We start from the raw sequence: 18,749 nt of genomic DNA, 5'->3' as shown, positions 1-18,749 counted from the left end.
CTCAGAGCAGGGCGAGGAAGCGGTCGGCGACCCGGTCCCAGGACCATTCGCGCACGACCCAGTCGCGGCCCGTCTCGCCCATCTTCCGCGCCTGCTCGGGGTGGGTGAGCAGCTCGATCAGGGCCTCGGCCACCGGCGCCGGGTCGCGGCCGTCGACGACCAGGCCGGTCTCGCCGTCCCGCACGGCCTCGGGCGCCCCGCCCGAGCGGCCCGCCACGACCGGCAGTCCGGTCGCGGCCGCCTCCAGGAACACGATCCCGAGCCCTTCCACGTCGATCCCCCGCCATCGGGTACGGCACGGCATGGCGAAGACGTCGGCCGCGGCGTAGTAGCCGGGCAGGTCGGCGGCCGGGACGGTGCCGGTGAGGACGATCGACGGGTGGCCGCCCGCCAGCCTTTCCAGCGCGCGCCGGTGCGGCCCGCCGCCGACCAGGAGCAGCACGGCGTCGGGGACCGCGCCGAGCACCTCGGGCCAGGCCCTGATGAGCTGGTCCTGGCCCTTGCGCGGCACCAGCCTGGACACGCACGCCACCACCGGCCGGCCCGCCAGCCCCAGCTCGGCCTTGGCCGTGCGCGGATGGTACAGGCCGGTGTCGACGCCGGGCGCGAGCCGTACCAGCTTGCCGTCCGGAATGGCCGTGGCGAGCCGGGCGCGCGTGTACTCGCCCAGGTAGGTCACCGCGTCGGCGTGCGCGCCGATGCGGCGCAGCACCGCGCGGAAGCCGGGCGCGCTCGCCCAGGACGCCTCGTGGCCGTGGGTGAGCATCACCACCCGCCGCGCGCCGGCGGCGCGCAGCCGCGGCGCGAGCAGCCCGAGCGGGGCCGCCGCGCCGAAGACGACGGTGTCCGCGCCGTGCTCGGCCACCAGCGCGGCGGCCCTACGGGCCACGGACGGCACGGGCAGCATGAGGCGTCCGGGATGCCGCACGACCGGGTACGGCTGGCGGCGGTCGAACTCGGCGCACCCGGGCCAGGCGGGGGCGTAGACGGCGGCACCTGGGGTGCGCTGGGCCAGGCCGTGCACGAACGACTGGATGCCGCCGGGGCGGGGCGGGAAGTCGTTGGTGACGAAGACGACGCGGGTCACGGGCCGGGGACGCCGTTCAGCTTCGCCCAGGAGCGGGCCGTCGCGATCCGCTGCGGCGCCGTCGGGTGGGAGGCATAGAGCACATATTCGACCGCATCTGGCGACAAATCAGAAATGTTGGCTGTTGCCAGGCGTTTCTGCATGGCCGCGAACGTGACCGGGTCCCGGGTCAGGTCCAGGGCGTGGGCGTCGGCCCTGGCCTCGATCTGACGGCTGACGAGGTTCTGCGCGGGCCCGGACAGGAACGTCGCCAGCGTCATCAACCCCATGATCGCGCCCGCCGCGCGCCAGTCGGCGATCGACGCCACCCCGGCCCGCCCGCGCACCCGGCCGAAGACCAGGTAGAGCAGGATCGCGCCGAACGCGGCGCCCAGCGCGCCCACGAGCGTGCCGTGCAGCACGTCGTTCTCCTTGGCGTGCCCCAGCTCGTGCGCCACCACCAGCTCCACCTCCCGCTCCGGGGCCTTGAGCAGGGTGTCGTAGACCACGATGCGCCGGGTGGCGCCGAACCCGGAGACGTAGGCGTTCAGCGCGGTGGTGCGGCGCGAGGCGTCGGCCACCAGCACGTCCTCCACCGGCACCCCGTCGCGCTCGGCCATGGCCAGCAGGTTCGTCCGCAGCCGGCCGCCGGGCATCGAGTGGAAGTCGTTGAACACCGGCTCGAACACCACCGGGTAGACGAAGGAGGCGGCCACGGTGAGCGTGAACGCCCCGGCCGCCGCCGGGATCCACCAGCGCCTGAACCGGCGGGCCAGCGCCACCACCGCCAGGATCATCACGGCCAGCAGCGCGGTGTTGATGGCGATGCTCTTGAGCCGGTCGCCCGTCCACGACACCCAGTCCTGCGTGGACAGGCCGTAGTCGCGCAGCACGGTCTCGAACCAGACGCCGAGCGGCCAGCGCAGCGCCTCCTCCACGACGGTGAGCGCGAACACCCCCAGCAGGACCCGCACCCACCACGGCCCCCGCATGGCCCCGAGGACCTTCGCGCCCAGCGGGGTGGCCACCAGCAGGCCGGCGAAGACGAGCGTCAGCCCGAGCGACAGGTAGCCCGGCACCGCGGTGGCGGCGTCGAACGCCCGCGCGCGGGCGAGTTCCCCGGCGGTGAAGTCCGCGGCGGGATCGGCGGGCACCTCCGAGGCCCCCTGCAGCGCCTGCCAGGGCGTCGTCAGCCCTATCACCGCGAGGATCGCCGCCCCCAGCGCCATCCCGGCCACCCCGGCCTGCCGCCACCTCCCGCGATCAGGCTCCGCGCCCGGCCGCTCCCGCCGTTCCGGGCGTCCGAGGGATTCCTCCGGGTACGCGGACGCCCCGGCCGGAGGCTCGCCCATGGTGCCGTTCCTGTCGTGGCCGTCGTCCACGTCCCGTCCTCTCACCCCAGCTGGTCCCGCACGTAGTCGCGCCACCCCCGGGCCAGGTCGCCGGGCGTGAGCCCGTGCGCGGCGAGCGCCCGGTCGGCGCCGACACTCCGCGCTTCACGGTAGAGCCTCACCAGGGTCCCCTCACCCAGGGTCGCCGCCAGGAACCGACACGCCAGCCACGCCTCCTGGTACGCCCGCGCCTGCCCGTCGCCCGGGGCGCGGAAGCCGGCGGGACCGGGCAGCCCGCCGGGAGTCCGTCCCGCCCGCACCTCGGCCGCCAGCTCGGCCGCGGCCACGGTGACCGGCAGCCCGGCGTCCCGGTAGGCCACGTAGTCGGCGAACCCCTCGTACAGCCAGATCGGGAGGCCGTCGGTGCCCGCGGCCACGTGCGTGAGCTCGTGGGCGAGCACCACGTCCCTGCCGGTCGGGTTGAGCCGGGCGAACCCCTCGGGCACCACGATCACCCGACTGCCGTCCGCCACGGCCGCCAGCCCGTCGAGTGACCCGGTGCGGGCCAGCCGCGCGGCCTCGGCTCCGGAGGCGGGCGCCAGCACCAGCGGGCGCACCGCGCCGCCCAGCACCGCCGACACCCGCCGCCCCGCCGCGTCGGCCCGCCGCGCCAGCTCGGCCAGCGGCACGGGGCCCGCGCGACGGCCCGCGACCAGCGCCCGCCCGTGGCGGGCGACGCTCAGCTGCCCCCGCCAGAGCGCGCGCACCTCGGCCAGTTCGTCCGCGACGGCGGCCACCGGTCCCGCCCCGTCGGCCGAGGCGACGGCGAGGACCAGCCCCGCCAGCCCCGTCAGCGCCGCTCGACGGCTCACGTTCCCGGACACGCTGCCCGATGCTAGCCGTTCGGGGACGCCGAAGGCCCCGCCCCCCACCTGCGGGGACGGGGCCTTCGCCGTCGGTCACAGACCGGGGCGCACCGCACCGGCGAACGACGACTTGCGCCATCCGCTCAGCTTCTCGATACGCACGGTCTTGCCCGTGCTCGGTGAATGGACCATCTTTCCCTTGCCGACGTACATGCCCACGTGGCCGAGCCCGCGGAAGAACATCAGGTCACCCGGTCGCAGGTTCTTGTAGGAGACCTTCTTCTTGATGCGCGCGAACTGGCTGTTCGTCACGCGCGGGATGGACACTCCGGCCTTCTTCCAGGCGAACTGGACGAGCCCCGAGCAGTCGAACGCGTGCGGCCCGGTGGCCCCGTAACGGTACGGGTCACCGATCTGCTTCTTGGCCACCGCGACGGCCTTGTGGGCCTTCACCTGCTGCCGGGCCGACTTGCTCCGCTTGGCGGTCTTGCCGGTCTTGGCTGTACTGGCGGTCTTGCCGGCCTTGGCTGCCTTGACAGCCGTGGCCGTCCCTGCGGACTCCGCCGCCTTGGTGACGGTGGCCCCCGCGGGGGCCACCGGCTCCGCCTGCGCCGCGGAGGCGTGGAGACCGACGCCTCCGGCCGTCACGGTCATCGTGAGCGCTACGCCACGCAGGGCAAGACGGGACAGACGGGGGTTATGCGAAGAGGTAGACAGGATTGCTCCTTGAGTCTTCCACGAACGCCTACCGGGTTAGCTGTCGGATTCGGGCCTGGAAGTCGCCCTACGGCGCGTGACGCGCCGATTCACCCCTGATCCCGCTCTGAAATGACGGAATCTGTGGTTCCCCGGCTCCGTGCTCCTGGCTGCACGGATTCGGCAGGCCACCGCCCCGCGCCCAGAGAGGTGCGCGGGGATGCGGCGGTGGCCGGCGGATGTGCGACCGCATCGCGGCGCCTGCGGCACCCGAGATGACGGCCGGCGGCGGGCATGGCGTGACCGCCGCGACGCCAGAACCTACGCCGGAACGTCACGTTCTGGCAAAGGCCCGGTCAACGAGTAAAGGCCGGACAAGCCCGCTGTAAGAACAGGGATCCCTGCTGGACCTGGAGCCTCGTTATGCGAATGTGACCATACTCACACTTCGGACTCTGACGGCAAGTCAAGTCACATGTGTCACAACAGTCACAAAAGCCTCAGAGGCTCACGGGCGCACCGCGCCGACGAGGCGTCGTCCGTACGAGGAAAGTGGGACGACCTTCACCACGTCGCCGGTCTGCGGAGCGTGCACGATCTTGCCGTTCCCGGCGTAGATGCTCACGTGTCCGAGGCCCTCGCTGAAGATCAGGTCGCCCGGCTGCAGCGCGTCGAGCGAGACCCGCCGGTTGGCGCCCCACGCCCACTGCTGCCAGGTCGTCCGCGGCAGCGACACCCCGGCGGCGCGCCAGGAGGCCTGGGTCAGGCCGGAGCAGTCCCAGCCGCCGGGGCCGGTGCCGCCGAACTGGTAGGGCTTGCCGACCTGCGCATAGGCGAAGTTCAGCACGGCCACGGCGCTGCCGGAGGCGGGGCCGGTGTACTTGATGCCGGTGCTGTTCGGATCGCCGGCCCGATAGGCGCCCAGGCGGTTGAGCAGCTTCTTCTGCTGGGCGATCAGCTTCTCGACCTCAGCGCGCTCCCGCCTGATCTCGTCGCGCTTCTCGTCGGCCTCGCCGAGGGCGGCCTGGGCCTTGTCCCGCTCGGCCTTGAGCCCGCGGTTCTCCCGGTCGAAGGCGGCCAGCATGCCGGCGCGCTCCTGGGACAGCCGGCCGGTCAGCGCCATCTGGTAGAGGAGGTCGTCGGGCCGGTCGCTGGTCACCAGGCTCGGCAGCGCGGTCAGGTCGCGGCCGACCTGGTAGCCGTTGACGGCCATCGCGACCACCTGCTGACGCAGCTCGGTGACCGTGGACAGCTTGCGCTTGTAGCCGTCGTCGAGCTTGTCGTAACGCTTCTTGGCGTCCTTGTAGCTCTCGGTGGCCGTGTTGTAGCGGTCGACGACCTTGTCGGCCTTGTCGTTGAGCTTCTCAAGCTTGGCCTTGGCCTGACTGATCGTCGGTTGTGGATCAGCGAGGACCCCTCCCGCCGGAACGATGATCAGCCCGATCACAAGACCTGCGGCCAACGGCGCCCGGCCCACCCTCACAGCTCGCCTCCAGGGGGAATAGATCTGGGGCGAAATAGTACAGAAGCGCAAGGTGGGGTCTCACCTAAACACTCATTTGTCATCTAAGCGCGGCCGAGCCTGCGCAGCAGCAAAGCAGACGGAACGGGTCTGGCGCCCATCCGGCGCACGGACTCGGCGACCTCCCGGTCGGAGGAGACCACGGCCATGGCCCGGCCCGGCGGCTCCGCCCGGACCAGCTGACGGATCAGGTCGTCGGCGATCTCTCCGGGTGCGCTGAACAGCACCCGCACCCCGCGCGGCGCGACGACCTGCACCGGCGCGTTCAGCTCGGCGCCGTCGAAGACCACGGTCACCTCGACCCTGGTCTGCGCCACCAGCCCGCCGAGCCCGGTCATCAGCCGGTTGCGCTGGTCGGCCAGGGTGAGGGTGCCGTAGCCGGTCTTGGTCACGTTGTAGCCGTCGATGATCAGGTGGATCTGCGGCAGGGCGAGGAGCTGGTCGAGCAGCTGCGGGTCGTCGTCGGCGAGCGCGCGGGCGGGCACCCCCCGCACCCCGGGCGTCTCCCCGGAGACGGCGGCCACCGAGTCGGCCGGGCGGGAGATGGTGGTGGGCAGCGCCAGCTCCCTGCGCAGCCCGGCGGAGGCGTCCTGCAGCGCGTCGAGCAGCACCCTGATGCGGGCGTCCTCGATGCTGCGGCCCTCGCGTGCGGCCCGGCGCGAGGCTTCGAGCTGCTTCTCCGTGTCGGCCAGGCGCTCGCGCAGCCGGCGCAGCTCGGTCTCGCCCGCGCTCCCGGCCGCGACCGCCGCGGCCCTGGCATCCTGGGCGGCGTGCTCCATCTCCTCGGCCCGGCGCACGGCGGCCTTGGCCCGCTCGCGGGCGTCGTGGAGCTTGCGGCGCAGGTCGCTGTTCTCGCTGCGGGCGGTCTTGAGCTGCTCGCGCAGCCGGTCGGTCTCCTCCTTGGCCGCCGACTTCTGCGCGGCGAGCTGCTCGCGCAGCCGGGACACGACCTCCTCGCGCTCCGAGCCCTCGGCCGCGGCGGCGCTCTGCTCCAGGTCCGCCCGCGCGGTCTCGATCATCTCCTCCCACCCCGGAGGGCGGGTCAGGTAGGCGGCGGCGGCGACGAGCACGGGATCGGCGGCGGGCGGCAGGTGGCCCTCGGCCAGGGCGGAGACCAGCTCCGGCCAGCCCGCGGCGACGTGCTCGGCGACGGCCTCGCGGAAGTCCTTGTCGTTCTCCAGCTGGGCCGCGATGGGGGCGCCGCCCAGGCGGGCGCGTTTGCGCGGGTCGAACCTGGCGATGCCGCGCAGCGGCGGCGGGACGGCGGCGGCGGGCATCGAGCCGAGGACCTGGGCCGCCAGGTCGACGACGTTGAGCCGCACCTGCTCGGGAAGCGGGCGAGACAGGCCTTCACCCGCTGCGCTCATCCCACTGTCCCTTCATGACATGCTCTTTCAGACAAGGGTACGGCTGCCGGGTACCTGTCCGTAACGGGCACCCTTATCCGGGCAAGCGCTTGTCCGGACCGCCTCCGCAGCCGCGGATCCCCGGACCGACCTGCGCGAAGCCCTCTCCCACGACCCCGCCGGGTCCCGCGCGCCTCCCGGACGGGGCGACGGCGCCCCAACGGTGCGTACGTGGCCCGTACCTGCGCGGAGTCGTCTCCCCGTACGGCACGGGCGGCCATCCGGCGACGTCGGCGAAAACCTGGAATCCCCAGCCCGGTGCCGCCACGCCCCCTTCTGCCCACCCCGCACGGGGGCACACCCTCAGAGGCTGGCGTCGTAGACGAGCAGGGCCACCTGGACCCGGTTGTTCAGCTGCAGCTTCGTCAGGATGCGCGAGACGTGCGCCTTGACGGTCGGCACGCTCATGAACAGCTCCCGCCCGATCTCCGCGTTGGACCTGCCCCGCCCGACGGCCAGCGCCACCTCCCGCTCGCGTTCGCTGAGCCGGCCGAGCAGGGCGCGGGCCCGGTCGGCGCGGCCGTCGGCGCCGGCGGCGGAGAGATGGGAGATCAGCTGGCGGGTCACGGCGGGCGACAGGATCGGCTCCCCCGCAGCCACCTTCCTGATGGCGGCGACCAGCTCGGCGGGCGGGGTGTCCTTGAGCAGGAACCCGGCCGCGCCCGCGCGCAGCGCCCGCAGCACCTGCGCGTCGGCGTGGAAGGTGGTCAGCACGACGACCTCGGGCGGCGCGCCGGCGGCCCGCAGCCTCTCGGTCGCGGTCAGCCCGTCGACGCCGGGCATCCGGATGTCCATCAGCACCACGTCGGGCCGGCGCTCGGCGACGATCGGCGGCACCTCGGCCCCGTCGGCCGCCTCCCCCACGATCTCGACGTCGCCGGCGCCGCCCAGGATCATCGACAGCCCGGCCCGGACGAGCGCGTCGTCATCGACGATCAGCACCCGGATCGGCCGCGCCTCCGGCGTCGTCATCCCGCTTCGCACCAGCCCTTCACCCGCGCCTGTCCGCCCTTCGCCCCTCCGGCGGCCGGCCGGGGCGCCGTCATGTCCGCCCCGGCCACGGTAGCCAGGCGCGGACCACGTACTCGCCCTCGGGGGCCGGGCCGTGCTCCAGCCGCCCGCCTGCCAGCTCGGCGCGCTCCGTCAGGCCGATGAGCCCGGCTCCGGCGCCGGGGATCCGCACGCCGGGGATGCGGGGACCGTGGCGCGCGGGCAGCCGGTTGCGCACCTCGGCCGCCAGCCCTTCGCCCGGCGCGCCGGTCACGGTGACGGTGACGGGGGCGCCCGCCGCGTGCTTGCGCGCGTTGGTGAGCGCCTCCTGGACGATGCGGTAGAGGTCGCGGCCCGGCTTCTCCGGCACGTCGCCGGTCTCCATGGTCAGGCGTACGGCCATGCCCGCCTGCTCGCACTCGGCCACCAGGGGCGGCAGGTCGGCGAGCGTGGGCTGGGGCCGGTCGGGCACCTCGGCGGTAACGGCGTGGTGGCGCAGCACGCCGATCACCTCCCGCAGGTCCTGCAGCGCGAGGTGGGCGCCGCTCCTGATCGCCCCGGCGGCTCGGGCGATCTCCCCGGCGGGCGCGTCGGGCCGGAACTCCAGCGCCCCGGCGTGCAGGCTGAGCATGGACAGCCGGTGCGCCAGCACGTCGTGCATCTCCCTGGCGATCCGCTCCCGCTCCAGCCGCTTGGCCTCCTCGGCGGCGGTGTCGGCGCGCTGCCGCAGCGACCAGATGAGCTGCCGCCGGGCCCGGACGACGATGCCCCAGGCGAAGATGGTCAGCGCGATCGCGGCGGAGCCGATCACGTACACCGCCCCCTCCGGCTCCACCTCCGGCCGGAGGAGGACGAACGGCACGATCATGAGCAGCCCGAACCCCGCGATCGTCCCTGACACCTTGAACGGCCGGTGCACCGCCACCGTGAACAGCGCCACCACGCAGGCCCCGCCCGCCATCTCGAAGTACGCCGAGAGCACGGAGGTCACCACCGCGAGGCCGACCGGCCAGCGGCGGCGCAGCCACACCGACAGGCAGAAGATCACTCCGATCACCTGCTCGGCGGCCACCAACGGGGGCGGCCCGTCCAGCTCCAGCGCGGTCAGCAGGGTCAGCGCGCAGGCCAGCAGGAACATCACGATGTCGACGAACCAGTCGCGGGTGGAGCGCCGCACCGGCCCGGCCGAGCGCCCGTCGCCGAGCAGCACGGACGGCAGCAGCCAGAGGTACTCCTGGCGCGGCTCGTTCACTCGGGTCACGTCTCCCGAACCTATGCCCTGACGGTGACGCCGGAACAGCGACCAAAGTCGATTCCGCAGCAACCGGGAGGCACGTCCGGTGGCGACGGCGGACGCCGGAGCCGCGCGGCTCCCCACTCGCGCCCGCCCAGGCCCCTGTGCTGGGCGGGGCCCCGCTCACGCGGCTCCCACGTCGCCTGCGGACTCCACCGTAGGGGCCGGGCTTGCAGCCGACTTGCAAGGTCGTTAACCGTTGACGTAAAGCAGCCCCGCAGTGGATGCTCCACGAGTGTCAACCGCCCCCGCGATCTCCTGCCGTTCCCTGTCCTGCGTGGTCGCGGGCCGGAAACTCATCGACGACCTCACCCTCGACGTGGGCGAAGGCGAACGGGTCGCGCTCATGGGCCCGTCCGGGTCGGGCAAGACGACGCTGCTGACGACGCTGGCCGGCCTGGCGCCTCCCGCCGAGGGCCGCGTCCTGGTGGGAGGCGTGCCGCTGGACGAGCGGCCGGAGCTGAGGGCCGGGCTCGCGCTCGTCTTCCAGTCGTACGGCCTGCTGAGCCTGCTGACGGCGGCGGAGAACGTCGAGGTGGCGCTGCGTGCGGCGGGCCGCCCGCCGCGCGAGGCGATGGGCCTGGCGGCGGCGGCACTGGAGCGGCTGCGGGTGGCCAGGTTCGCCGGCCACCTGGTGGAGGAGCTGTCCGGCGGCCAGCAGCAGCGGGTGGCCGTGGCCAGGGCGCTGGCGCTGCGGCCCCGGGTGCTGCTGGCCGACGAGCCGACGGCGGAGCAGGACGCGGTCCACCGCGCGGTGGTGCTGGACGAGCTGCTCGCGTCCGGCGCCGAGGGCACCACGCTGGTGATCGCGACCCACGACCCGGAGGTCGCGGAGCGCTGCGACCGGATCGTCGAGGTGCGTACGGCGGTGCGCCGGTGACCCCGGTGACCCCGGTGAGCCCGGTGAGCCCGGTGAGCCCGGTGAGCCCGGTGAGCATGGTGCGCTGCGACGGGGTCGTGCAGATCTACCGGGCGCAGGACGTCGAGGTGGTGGCGCTGCGCGACGTGGACCTGGTGATCGACCCGGGCGAGACGGTGGCGCTGCTGGGCCCGTCCGGAGCGGGCAAGTCGACGCTGCTGTGGCTGCTGGCGGGGTTGTCGAGGCCGAGCGCGGGCCGGCTGTGGCTGGACGGGGTCGAGGTGGGCCGGCTCGACCAGCGCGCGCTCGACCGGCTGCGGGCGTCGAAGATCGGCGTCGTGCTGCAGAACCCGTCGCGCAACCTGATCGGCTACCTGCCGGCCGCCCAGAACGTCGCCTTCGCCCAGCGGGCGGTGAAACGGGACCGGCGGCGGGTCCGCGACCTGCTGAGCCGGGTCGGGCTGGACGACGCCGGCGACCGGCCCGCGGGCCGCATGTCGGGGGGCGAGCAGCAGCGGCTGGCCCTGGCCGTGGCGCTGGCGAACTCCCCCCGGCTGCTGCTGGCCGACGAGCCCACCAGCCAGCTCGACCCCGGGTCCGGGCGGCGGGTGATCGACCTGATCAAGGAGTCGGCCGAGGCCGAGGGCACCACGGCGGTGGTGGTGACGCACGACGTGGCGGTCAGCGAGGCGCTGGGCCGCACGGTGACGATCCGGGACGGCCGGGTCGGCTCCGAGGGCCGGCGCGGCGAGGACTTCGTGGTGGTCGGCAGGGAGGGCGCGGTGCAGGTGCCGCCTGAGTACCATCATCTGCTGCCTCCCGGCTCCATGGCGAGGATCGAGCCGCTGGAGGACGGGGTCGTGCTGCGGAGGGCCGAGTCGTGATCCTGCGCGGCCTGTGGGAGCGCCGCACCCTCGCCCTGGTGGTGCTGCTGATCGCGGTGGTGCCGATCGCCTCGGCCGCCGTGGCCCCGATCTACACCGCGGCCGCGCTGACCACGATCGTCCGCGACGCGGTGCGCGAGGCGCCGGTGGACGGGCGCGGCTGGCGCTACACCACGACCGACGGCGGCATCGAGCCGAAGGTGGCCGCGTTCACCGCGGGGGCCGGCTTCGTCGAGCCACCGGTGTTCGGCATGGAGGTGTCCAGCGGCGCCGCCGACCAGGGCGACCCTCGCGCGTACTCGCTGGTGTGGCAGGACGGCCAGTGCGAGCACCTGGAGGTCGTGCGGGGGCGCTGCCCGTCCGCCGCCCTGGAGGTGATGGCCAGCGAGGCGTCCGAGCTGAAGATCGGCGACGTCGTCCGGCTGAGGTCCCTGAGGGCCGCGCGGCCCGGCGCGACCGCCCTGGACCCGGCGGAGCTCCAGGTGGTCGGCGTCTACCGGCCCGGCCCGCCCGGGGACCCGTTCTGGTTCGGCAGGACGCTGTTCGACCCGCACGGGCAGCCCAGCCAGAACAAGGTGGACGCGCTGTTCACGGCCCGCGAGACCCGTACGGCCACCTACTACATCAGCGCGAGTCCCACGGAGGGTTCCTGGACCGACTACGCGATCCTCCATCTCGTCCCTGACCGGTTGGCCGGGACGGACCTGCCGCTGCTGGCGGAGATGCAGGCGCTGGCCGTGGCCGTGGGCCGCGACACCGACGCGATCGTGTTCTCCCGGGTGGCCGAGACGCTGGGGACGATCAACGCCAACGCCGAGACGCTGAGCGTGCCCGCGCTGCTGGTGGCCGCGCAGCTCGTCGGGCTGGGCTGGCTGCTGCTGTTCCAGACGGTCGGCGACCTGGTGCGGGCGCGCGGCCCGGAGATCGCGCTGGCCCGGCTGCGCGGCCACGGCAGGGTGCGGGTGTGGCGGTTCGCGCTGGCGGAGCCGATGCTGCTGCTCCTGCTCGCCGTCCCGCTCGGCCTGGCGGCGGGGTTCGGCGCGGCGAGCCTGATGATCGGCGCGCTGCTGCCCGCGGGCATCCCCACGACGTTCCCGCCGATGGCGGTGGCGGCCGGGCTGGCCGCCACGCTCGGCGGCGTGCTGGCCGCGACGGCGTCGGCCTGGCGCATCGCCACCCGGCCGATCACCGAGGAGTGGCGCCGCACGCCGCGCAGGAGCGCACGCGGCTGGGTGCTGGACGCGGTGGTGCTGGCCGTGACGGCGCTGGGCCTGACGGAGCTGCTGGCGGCCGGGGTCATCGCCGACGCCTCCGGCGAGAGCGTCAGCGCGCTGGCCGTGCCCGGGCTGATGGCGCTCGGCGTGGCGCTGCTGGCCAGCCGTGCCCTGCCGGTGGTGAGCGGATGGCTGTTCGGCCTCACCCGGCGGCGCGGCGGGCTGGGGCCTTTCCTGGCGCTGCGCCAGGTGGCCAGGGGTCCCGTGACGGCGGGCAGCGTGATCGTCCTGGGCACCGCCTTCGGGCTGGCCACGTTCGCCGTGGCGGCGTGGACGGCGACGAGCGACGACTACGCGCGGGTGGCGGCCTTCCACAACGGCGCCCCCGCCGCCATCACCGTCGAGCCGGTCGAACCGGACAAGCTGACCGCCGCGGTCCGGGCAGCCGACCCCGGCGGCGGCCTCGCCGCACCGGTGATCAAGGTGTCCGGCACGCCGCAGCTCGTGGTCTCCGACCCCGAACGGCTGGCGCGGGTGGCGCACTGGGATCCGGCGCTGGCGGGCGGCAAGGACCTGGCCGAGGCGATGGCCGCGCTGCCGGGCCCCGACGCCGCCCGGGTGTGGCTGCGCGGCGAACGGCTCCGGCTGCGGCTGACTCACAGCCAGCCGGCCGAAGGCTGGGAGGCGCAGATCAAGGTCGCCTTCCGGGTCACCGGCAGGGTGGGCCCGATCCCGATCACCATGGGCAAGCTGCACGGCACCGGCGGCGCGTACGAGTGGAACCTGCCCCTGCCCTGCCGCCAGGTGCCCTGCGAGCTGCGCAGGATCCACGCCGAACTGACCGCCCTGGGCAGCGTGGAGGGTGGCGCCTTCGTCGAGGCGCGGGTGGAGGGCATGGAGGTGCTGAGGGACGGCGCCTGGCGGCAGGTGCCGATGCCCGCCTGGCGGGTGGACCAGGACCCGCGCCGCACGGACGGCAGCTTCGGCGTGTCCGACACGGGCGTCCACGCGCTGCGCCCGGCCACCTACGATCAGGAGCCCGCGGCGATCGTGGTCGGCGAGGTGGGTGCCCGGGCGATGCCGGGGCTGGACAGCGCCTTCACCCACCGTGTCCGGCCGGCGGTCGTCGCGGCCGCCGCGCCGGGCATCACCGGCACGGGCGTCCTGATGGACCTCGAACAGGCCGACAGCATCGCGTACGGCGTGCACGAGAAGGCCGAGTTCCAGGTGTGGACCCGGCAGGCCGGCACCGCGGCGCTGGAGGCGGCGCTGACCAGGGAAGGGCTGAGAGTGGTGTCCACGGTGCGCCAGGAGGACCTCGCGGCCGGGTACGCCGCCGAGGGGCCGGGGCTCGCGCTCATGCTGCTGCTGGTGTCGGCACTGGCCGCGGCCGTGCTCGCGCTCGGCAGGACCGTGCTGGCCCTGCACACGGCGGCGCGGCGGCGCGGCTACGAGCTGGCCGCGCTGGAGGCCGCGGGCGCGAAGGTGCCGGCGCTGCGGGTGGCGCTGCTGCTGGAGCAGGCGATCACGGTGCTGGCCGGCACGCTCGCCGGGCTGCTTGCCGGGCTGCTGGCCGCCGAGGCGGCGCTGGGCCGCATCCCGCAGTTCGCCGAGCCGGTGGTCACGCCGCCGCTGCCGCACGAGGTCGCGGCGCTGCCTGTGGCGCTCGTCACCGGCGGCGCGCTGGCGGCCACGCTGCTGTGCGCGCTGCTCGTCTCCGAGCTGCTGCTGCGCGGCATCCGGGTGGAGCGCCTGCGCGACACCCCGGCCTAGCTGCCGATCGGCTTCTCCGCCAGCGCGGCCAGGAACGCCCTGGCCATCTTCAGCGCGCCCTCGCGGGCCTCCTTCTCGGGGAGCATCTCCACCTCCGGCGCGTCGGCGGGCTTGCCCTTGGGCCGCTCGGCGCCCGCGTAGTCGACGACCACCACCAGCGAACCCTGCCGCACCATCACGCTGGCGCTGCCGGCGTGCACGTCCCCCTGCCGCGTCTGGACGTAGCTGCCGTAGGCGGCCTCGCCGAGCCCCTTGATGTCGCGGACGGCGCCGAACACGATCCCGCCGATCGTCGAGTGCTCGGTGCCGTTGCTCTGGCCGCGCCGGGTCGCGTAGAAGGAGCCGGCCGCGGTCTTGTCGGCCACGCCCGCCCGGTTGGTGAAGCCGTGCACGGTGATGAGGACGCTGCGGACCCGGGTCTTGCCCGCTACGCCCGGCACGTCCAGGTTGAGCCAGCGGCACTCCGTCTGGGTGTCGTTGCCCACCTCGACGCCACGGGCCCGGGTCACCGGCCGCGGCACCAGCTCGGTGGCGTCCGGGGTGATCGACTCGCACGCCGCGGGGAAGATCCGCAGCTGCGTGGGCGACGGGGTCGGGGTGGCTTCAGGGGCGCTCGTGGTCGTCGGGTACGGCTGGGCGACCACGTTCGGATGCCTGGCCTTCCAGTCGGCCACGCCCTTGGCGACGTGCTCGACCAGGCCGGTCACCTCGCGGATCGCGTTCTCCTCGGTGATCGACTGGGTGGTCTTGCTGCTCAGGACCTCGGCGTCCTTGCGCTGCTGGCCGGCCTGGTACTTGACCTCGATCGTCATGTCGTGGACGCGGGCGAAGGCCTGGCCGTACGAGTACCACAGCATCTCGCCGGACCGGCGCCAGGTGTACTGGGCGTAGGCCCCGTCACCGACGCCGGGGACGTCCTTGACCGGGGAGACGTACTCCTTCTCGCCCTTGCGGGGGGTGGGCTTGGCGGTCTCGCGGTACTTGGCGCTGCCGTACTCGAACTCGTAGGAGGTCTGGGCCATGGTCCTGCCGGTCTTCGCGCCGTCGCCCAAGTGCTGGTTGATCTTGATGTCGATCTCGCGGTTGCGCCAGAACTCCCCGTACGAGATGCGCTGGTTCACCAGGTTGCACGTGAACATGACGGCCGTCTCGCGCTCCTGCGAGCCCTTGACCACGGTCGCCCCGGGCACCAGCCTGTCGGCCTCCTCGGGAGGCAGCATCGCGCAGGCGTCAGGGCCGGGCGCCGGATCGGCCCCGGCGTCGGAGGCGGCGGGGCCGGTCTGCCGCTGCGCCGGGACCGCGGGGCCGGGGTCGCCCGCGAGCTGCCCGTACACCAGATAGCCGCCCGCGCCGCCGCCCACCAGCACGACGGCGCCGGCGGCGAGCGCCGGCAGCAGCCACCCGCGCCGCCTGGGCGGACGCGACGGTCCTGGAGGACCGCCGGACGGCCCGTTCGCACCACTCTGCCCCTGCGGCCCCATCGGACCACCCGGCCCCAGGGGACCGGAACCACCAGGACCGGGACCACCGGGACCACCGGGACCGCCGTAATGACCGGGACCCCCCGGACCGTGCGAACTCACCGGACCATATGGCCCTGCCGGACCATGCGGGCCTGCCGGGCCGCCCGGGCCCGGGTGTGCAGGGAACGGCGGTTGCATCCGTCGCGTCGGGGAGGGCTGAGGCGGGTGGGGTCCACCGGGTGCGGAGGGAGGGAACGCCGGCGGCTCGTTCTCGCTACCGAAATGCACCGATGACTCCTGGGATTGGCCGTGACTTGCGGGAAAACATGGTAGTTATCCCGGTTGCAGGCCGCTTGAATGCCTCACCCTCGCAACGCTCCCGAGACCATCGCGGTGGCGGTGACGGCGTTCTTCTCGTCGGCGGCCAGGGCGGCGGTGACGTCCGCCCGGTGCCAGACCACCTCAGCTATCAGGTTGCTGTCACGCAGCAGCACCCTGGTGTCCGCGCGGCCGGACGAGCGCGAGGTGATGTAGTACTCGAAGCGGGTCTGCACGAACGCGGCCTCCCCCACGCCCGGGACGTCGCGCACCTCGCCGACCTGCTCGCGGAAGACCGAGCCCGCGGCGGCCTGCCGGCCGGTGCGCTCCAGGTCGAACCGGCGGGCCGCCACTTCCGGGCCCCCGCGCGAGCCGTCGGGCCGTTCGGTCCAGACGCGTACGGTGAGCTTGCTTCTCATCTGCGAGCCCAGCCGCAGGAGCCACTGGCACTCCCCCTCGCGGCTGCGCTCCGGCCTGGTGGCCCCTCCCAGCACTTCTTCCGCCTGGGCGTCGGTGAGCAGGCGGCACGGGTCGGGGGCTGTCGCGTAGCGGCCCGGCTCGCCCCGGTTGAGCGCCGTCCACCCGTACCAGCCGCCCGCGCCCAGCAGCACGGCCGCGGCGACCAGCAGCGCCGGCCACCACGCGCGTCGCCCTGACGCCGCCCTGACGTGACCCGAGGCGACGCGTTCCAGCGCCTGGTGGACCTGACCGGCGGTGGGACGCGCGGCAGGGTCCTTGGCGAGCATGGCCGTCAGCAGCCCGCCGAGCTCGCGCCCCGCCCTGGCGGGGGGCGTGGGGTCGTGCAGCAGCACGGCGGCGGCCAGCGCGGCCGGGTTGGGACGTTCGAAGGGCGGCCTGCCCTCCACCGCCGTGTAGAGGCTGGCGCCGAGCGACCACAGGTCGGAGGCCGGTCCGGACGGCTCGTCGTTGAGCCGCTCCGGCGCCATGTAGCCGGGCGAGCCGGCGCTGCCGTAGTGGTCGCCCCTCACCCCCATGGTGACCGCGATGCCGAAGTCGGTGAGCATGGCCGAGCCGTCGGCGTCGAGGAGGATGTTGCCCGGTTTGACGTCCTGGTGGACCATGCCGTGCGAGTGGGCCACCCGCAGGGCGGACAGCACGCTCAGGCCGATGCGGGCCACGCTCTCGGGCGGCAGCGGGCCGTACTCCCTGATCGCCTGCTCCAGGGAGCGGCCGGTGACCAGGTCCATGATGATCCACGGCTGGTCGCCTTCGAGCACCACGTCGTGGATCATGACGATGGCCGGGTCGCGCAGCCGGCCGGCGGTCCGCGCCTCGTGGATCGCCCGGTCGGCGAACCGGGCCCGCTGGCCCGGCGTGAGCTGGGGCGGCACCCGCACCTGCTTGACCGCGACCTCGCGGTTGAGCACCGTGTCGCGGGCCCGCCACACCGTGCCGGCGCCGCCCTCGCCGAGCCGCTCCAGCAGGTGGTAGCGGCGGGCCAGCAGGTAGGCGTCACCCCGCACGGCGCAACGCCTGCTCGGTGGCCTTGGCGGCCTTCAGCGCCGTCTGCTTGATGTCCTCGTCGCCGAGCCGCTCCGACAGCGCCGTGTAGCCGACGAAGACCACCAGGTTGGACAGCCGGTAGTAGACCAGGGCGGTGTGGAGTCGGCCGGTCCTGCCCTTCAGCTCGAACGCGAACGCCTCCTCGCCGACGCCGTCGATCTTCCGTACGGCGGTGCGGGTCACCGGGAGGCTGCCGTCGGCGCCGATCTCCGGCCACGTCCAGTCGAGCTTGTCGTGCCGGCTCCACCAGCGCTGCTGGTTGGCGAACAGCGCACGGGCCGCCTCGGGGGTCATCGTCCACGGGTCGCGGGTGTCGGAGTCCTTCTGCAGCTGGACCTCGACCCCCGTGCTCTGGATCGGCCACTGGCAGCGCGGGCCGACCTCGTCGGAGCCGGGAGCCGGCTTGGGCAGCCGCTGCGTGCGCAGGTAGAGGCCGACCTCCTCGTCGTCCAGCAGCGAGCAGACGTCCATCGGCGCCGTGAACGCCTCCGGGACGCCGCCCGCGACGCGATCGCGCATCATCAGGACGGCCGTCGTGGCGGCTGCGACCACCAGGGCGGCGACCGCGGCCACGGCCACCAGCACCAGCGGCCTGCCGCGCTTGCCCGCCTGGCCTGTCTGGCCGGCCTGGCCGGTGGCCGTCACGTCGTGGTGGGTGACCAGGTGCGGCTGCTGCCCGGACGCGGCCTGGCGCAGCGCCTGGGCCAGGTGCGGCGCGGGCGGCCGGGCGGCGGGGTCGGGCGCCATCATCGCGGCGATCACCGGGCCGAGCGGGCCCGGCGCGTGCGGCACCGGCTGCGTGAGCGTCGCGCGGATGCGCTGGGCCGCCGTGCCGTCGTAGGCGGGACCGCCGGTCACCGCGACGAACAGGGTCGCGCCGAGCGACCACACGTCGCTGGCCGGACCGCCGGGGCCGCCCTCCAGCCGCTCGGGCGCGATGAAGCCGGGCGAGCCGATCATCAAGCCCTGCTCGGTCAGCGTCGACTGGCCCTCCTGGCGGGCGATGCCGAAGTCGGTGAGCACCGCCCTGCCGCTGTCGGTCAGGAAGACGTTGCCCGGCTTGACGTCGCGGTGCTGCAGGCCTCGGGCGTGCGCCGCGGCCAGCGCGTCGAGCATCTCCGCGCCGATCCTGGCCGCGTACTCCTGCGGCATCGGCCCGTGCTCGCGGACCGCGTCGCCGAGGGTACGGCCGCGCAGCAGCTCCATCACCAGCCACGGCCGGTCGTGCTCGACGACCACGTCGTGCAGGGCCACGATGCCCGGGTGGCGGAGCTGGGCGGTCGCCTGCGCCTCGCGCGCGGCCCTGGCGATGAGCTCGGCGCGGTCGTGGGGCGGCAGCCCTTCGGGCAGCGTCAGCTCCTTGACCGCCACCTCGCGGTCGAGCATCTCGTCCCTGGCCAGCCAGACCCGCCCCATGCCGCCGCTGCCGAGCGGTCGCAGCAGAAGGTAGCGGTTGGCCAGTCGTTCCCCGGACACAAAGGAAGGGTAACGAAGGATCAAGCCGAATAGTTATTCGGTCGGTGACGCAACTGTCGGTCGCCCT

General features: G+C 74.1%; 14 protein-coding genes and 1 riboswitch. Of the genes, 3 read left to right on the top strand and 11 right to left on the bottom strand.

The window, feature by feature from the left end; all coding sequences use genetic code 11:
- Window position 1 precedes the first annotated feature (1 nt).
- The 8 genes from ACQEUU_RS16095 to ACQEUU_RS16060 form a co-directional block, all read right to left on the bottom strand.
- On the bottom strand, window positions 2-1,087 hold the full coding sequence (locus tag ACQEUU_RS16095) for a glycosyltransferase family 4 protein (protein ID WP_433066375.1): 1,086 nt from the start codon (window positions 1,085-1,087) through the stop codon (window positions 2-4).
- Window positions 1,084-2,448, bottom strand: a complete 1,365-nt coding sequence (locus ACQEUU_RS16090; protein WP_433066372.1) for a M48 family metallopeptidase — start codon at window positions 2,446-2,448, stop codon at window positions 1,084-1,086. Before ACQEUU_RS16090 ends, ACQEUU_RS16095 begins: the two co-directional genes overlap by 4 nt.
- A gap of 11 nt (window positions 2,449-2,459) precedes the next feature.
- The gene (locus ACQEUU_RS16085) at window positions 2,460-3,269 is read right to left on the bottom strand and encodes a hypothetical protein (RefSeq protein ID WP_433066370.1); all 810 of its coding nucleotides are present in this window, start codon (window positions 3,267-3,269) and stop codon (window positions 2,460-2,462) included.
- A gap of 87 nt (window positions 3,270-3,356) precedes the next feature.
- Window positions 3,357-3,917, bottom strand: a complete 561-nt coding sequence (locus ACQEUU_RS16080) for a C40 family peptidase (RefSeq protein ID WP_433066367.1) — start codon at window positions 3,915-3,917, stop codon at window positions 3,357-3,359.
- Window positions 3,918-3,990: 73 nt separating this feature from the next.
- Window positions 3,991-4,155: riboswitch (cyclic di-AMP (ydaO/yuaA leader) on the bottom strand.
- A gap of 312 nt (window positions 4,156-4,467) precedes the next feature.
- Entirely contained in the window at window positions 4,468-5,421 is a 954-nt protein-coding gene (locus ACQEUU_RS16075) for an NlpC/P60 family protein (RefSeq protein WP_433066364.1), read from the bottom strand.
- Window positions 5,422-5,525: 104 nt separating this feature from the next.
- The gene (locus ACQEUU_RS16070) at window positions 5,526-6,848 is read right to left on the bottom strand and encodes an NYN domain-containing protein (protein WP_433066361.1); all 1,323 of its coding nucleotides are present in this window, start codon (window positions 6,846-6,848) and stop codon (window positions 5,526-5,528) included.
- A 342-nt stretch (window positions 6,849-7,190) separates the two neighbouring features.
- Window positions 7,191-7,859 (bottom strand): response regulator, encoded by a 669-nt coding sequence (locus ACQEUU_RS16065; RefSeq protein WP_433066358.1) that lies wholly within the window; start codon window positions 7,857-7,859, stop codon window positions 7,191-7,193.
- A gap of 70 nt (window positions 7,860-7,929) precedes the next feature.
- Entirely contained in the window at window positions 7,930-9,138 is a 1,209-nt protein-coding gene (locus tag ACQEUU_RS16060) for a sensor histidine kinase (protein WP_433066355.1), read from the bottom strand.
- Window positions 9,139-9,406: 268 nt separating this feature from the next.
- Between ACQEUU_RS16060 and ACQEUU_RS16055 the strand changes: the two genes are divergently transcribed.
- Genes ACQEUU_RS16055 through ACQEUU_RS16045 form a run of 3 tightly spaced genes read left to right on the top strand, consistent with a single transcriptional unit; the run spans window position 9,407 to window position 13,901 of the window.
- Window positions 9,407-10,051, top strand: a complete 645-nt coding sequence (locus ACQEUU_RS16055; protein WP_433066352.1) for an ATP-binding cassette domain-containing protein — start codon at window positions 9,407-9,409, stop codon at window positions 10,049-10,051.
- Entirely contained in the window at window positions 10,048-10,914 is an 867-nt protein-coding gene (locus ACQEUU_RS16050; protein ID WP_433066349.1) for an ABC transporter ATP-binding protein, read from the top strand. Before ACQEUU_RS16055 ends, ACQEUU_RS16050 begins: the two co-directional genes overlap by 4 nt.
- Complete coding sequence (locus tag ACQEUU_RS16045) at window positions 10,911-13,901, top strand: FtsX-like permease family protein (protein ID WP_433066346.1); 2,991 nt, start codon at window positions 10,911-10,913, stop codon at window positions 13,899-13,901. Before ACQEUU_RS16050 ends, ACQEUU_RS16045 begins: the two co-directional genes overlap by 4 nt.
- Here ACQEUU_RS16045 and ACQEUU_RS16040 read toward each other — a convergent pair.
- From ACQEUU_RS16040 to ACQEUU_RS16030, 3 genes are all read right to left on the bottom strand, one after another.
- A complete protein-coding gene (locus ACQEUU_RS16040) occupies window positions 13,898-15,382 on the bottom strand; it encodes a hypothetical protein (RefSeq protein WP_433066343.1) in 1,485 nt (494 codons plus the stop codon). The genes ACQEUU_RS16045 and ACQEUU_RS16040 overlap by 4 nt on opposite strands.
- Before the next feature lie 344 nt (window positions 15,383-15,726).
- On the bottom strand, window positions 15,727-17,166 hold the full coding sequence (locus tag ACQEUU_RS16035) for a serine/threonine-protein kinase (RefSeq protein WP_433066341.1): 1,440 nt from the start codon (window positions 17,164-17,166) through the stop codon (window positions 15,727-15,729).
- Window positions 17,156-18,682: a serine/threonine-protein kinase gene (locus ACQEUU_RS16030; RefSeq protein WP_433066338.1), complete on the bottom strand. Its 1,527-nt coding sequence runs from the start codon at window positions 18,680-18,682 to the stop codon at window positions 17,156-17,158. The genes ACQEUU_RS16035 and ACQEUU_RS16030 overlap by 11 nt, the downstream gene beginning before the upstream one ends.
- Window positions 18,683-18,749: the final 67 nt, after the last annotated feature.

Source organism: Nonomuraea sp. CA-218870, assembly GCF_050936535.1.
Lineage (GTDB): Bacteria > Actinomycetota > Actinomycetes > Streptosporangiales > Streptosporangiaceae > Nonomuraea > Nonomuraea corallina.
Note: the sequence above shows the minus strand (reverse complement) of the source record. Positions and strands in the feature narration are given on the sequence as shown.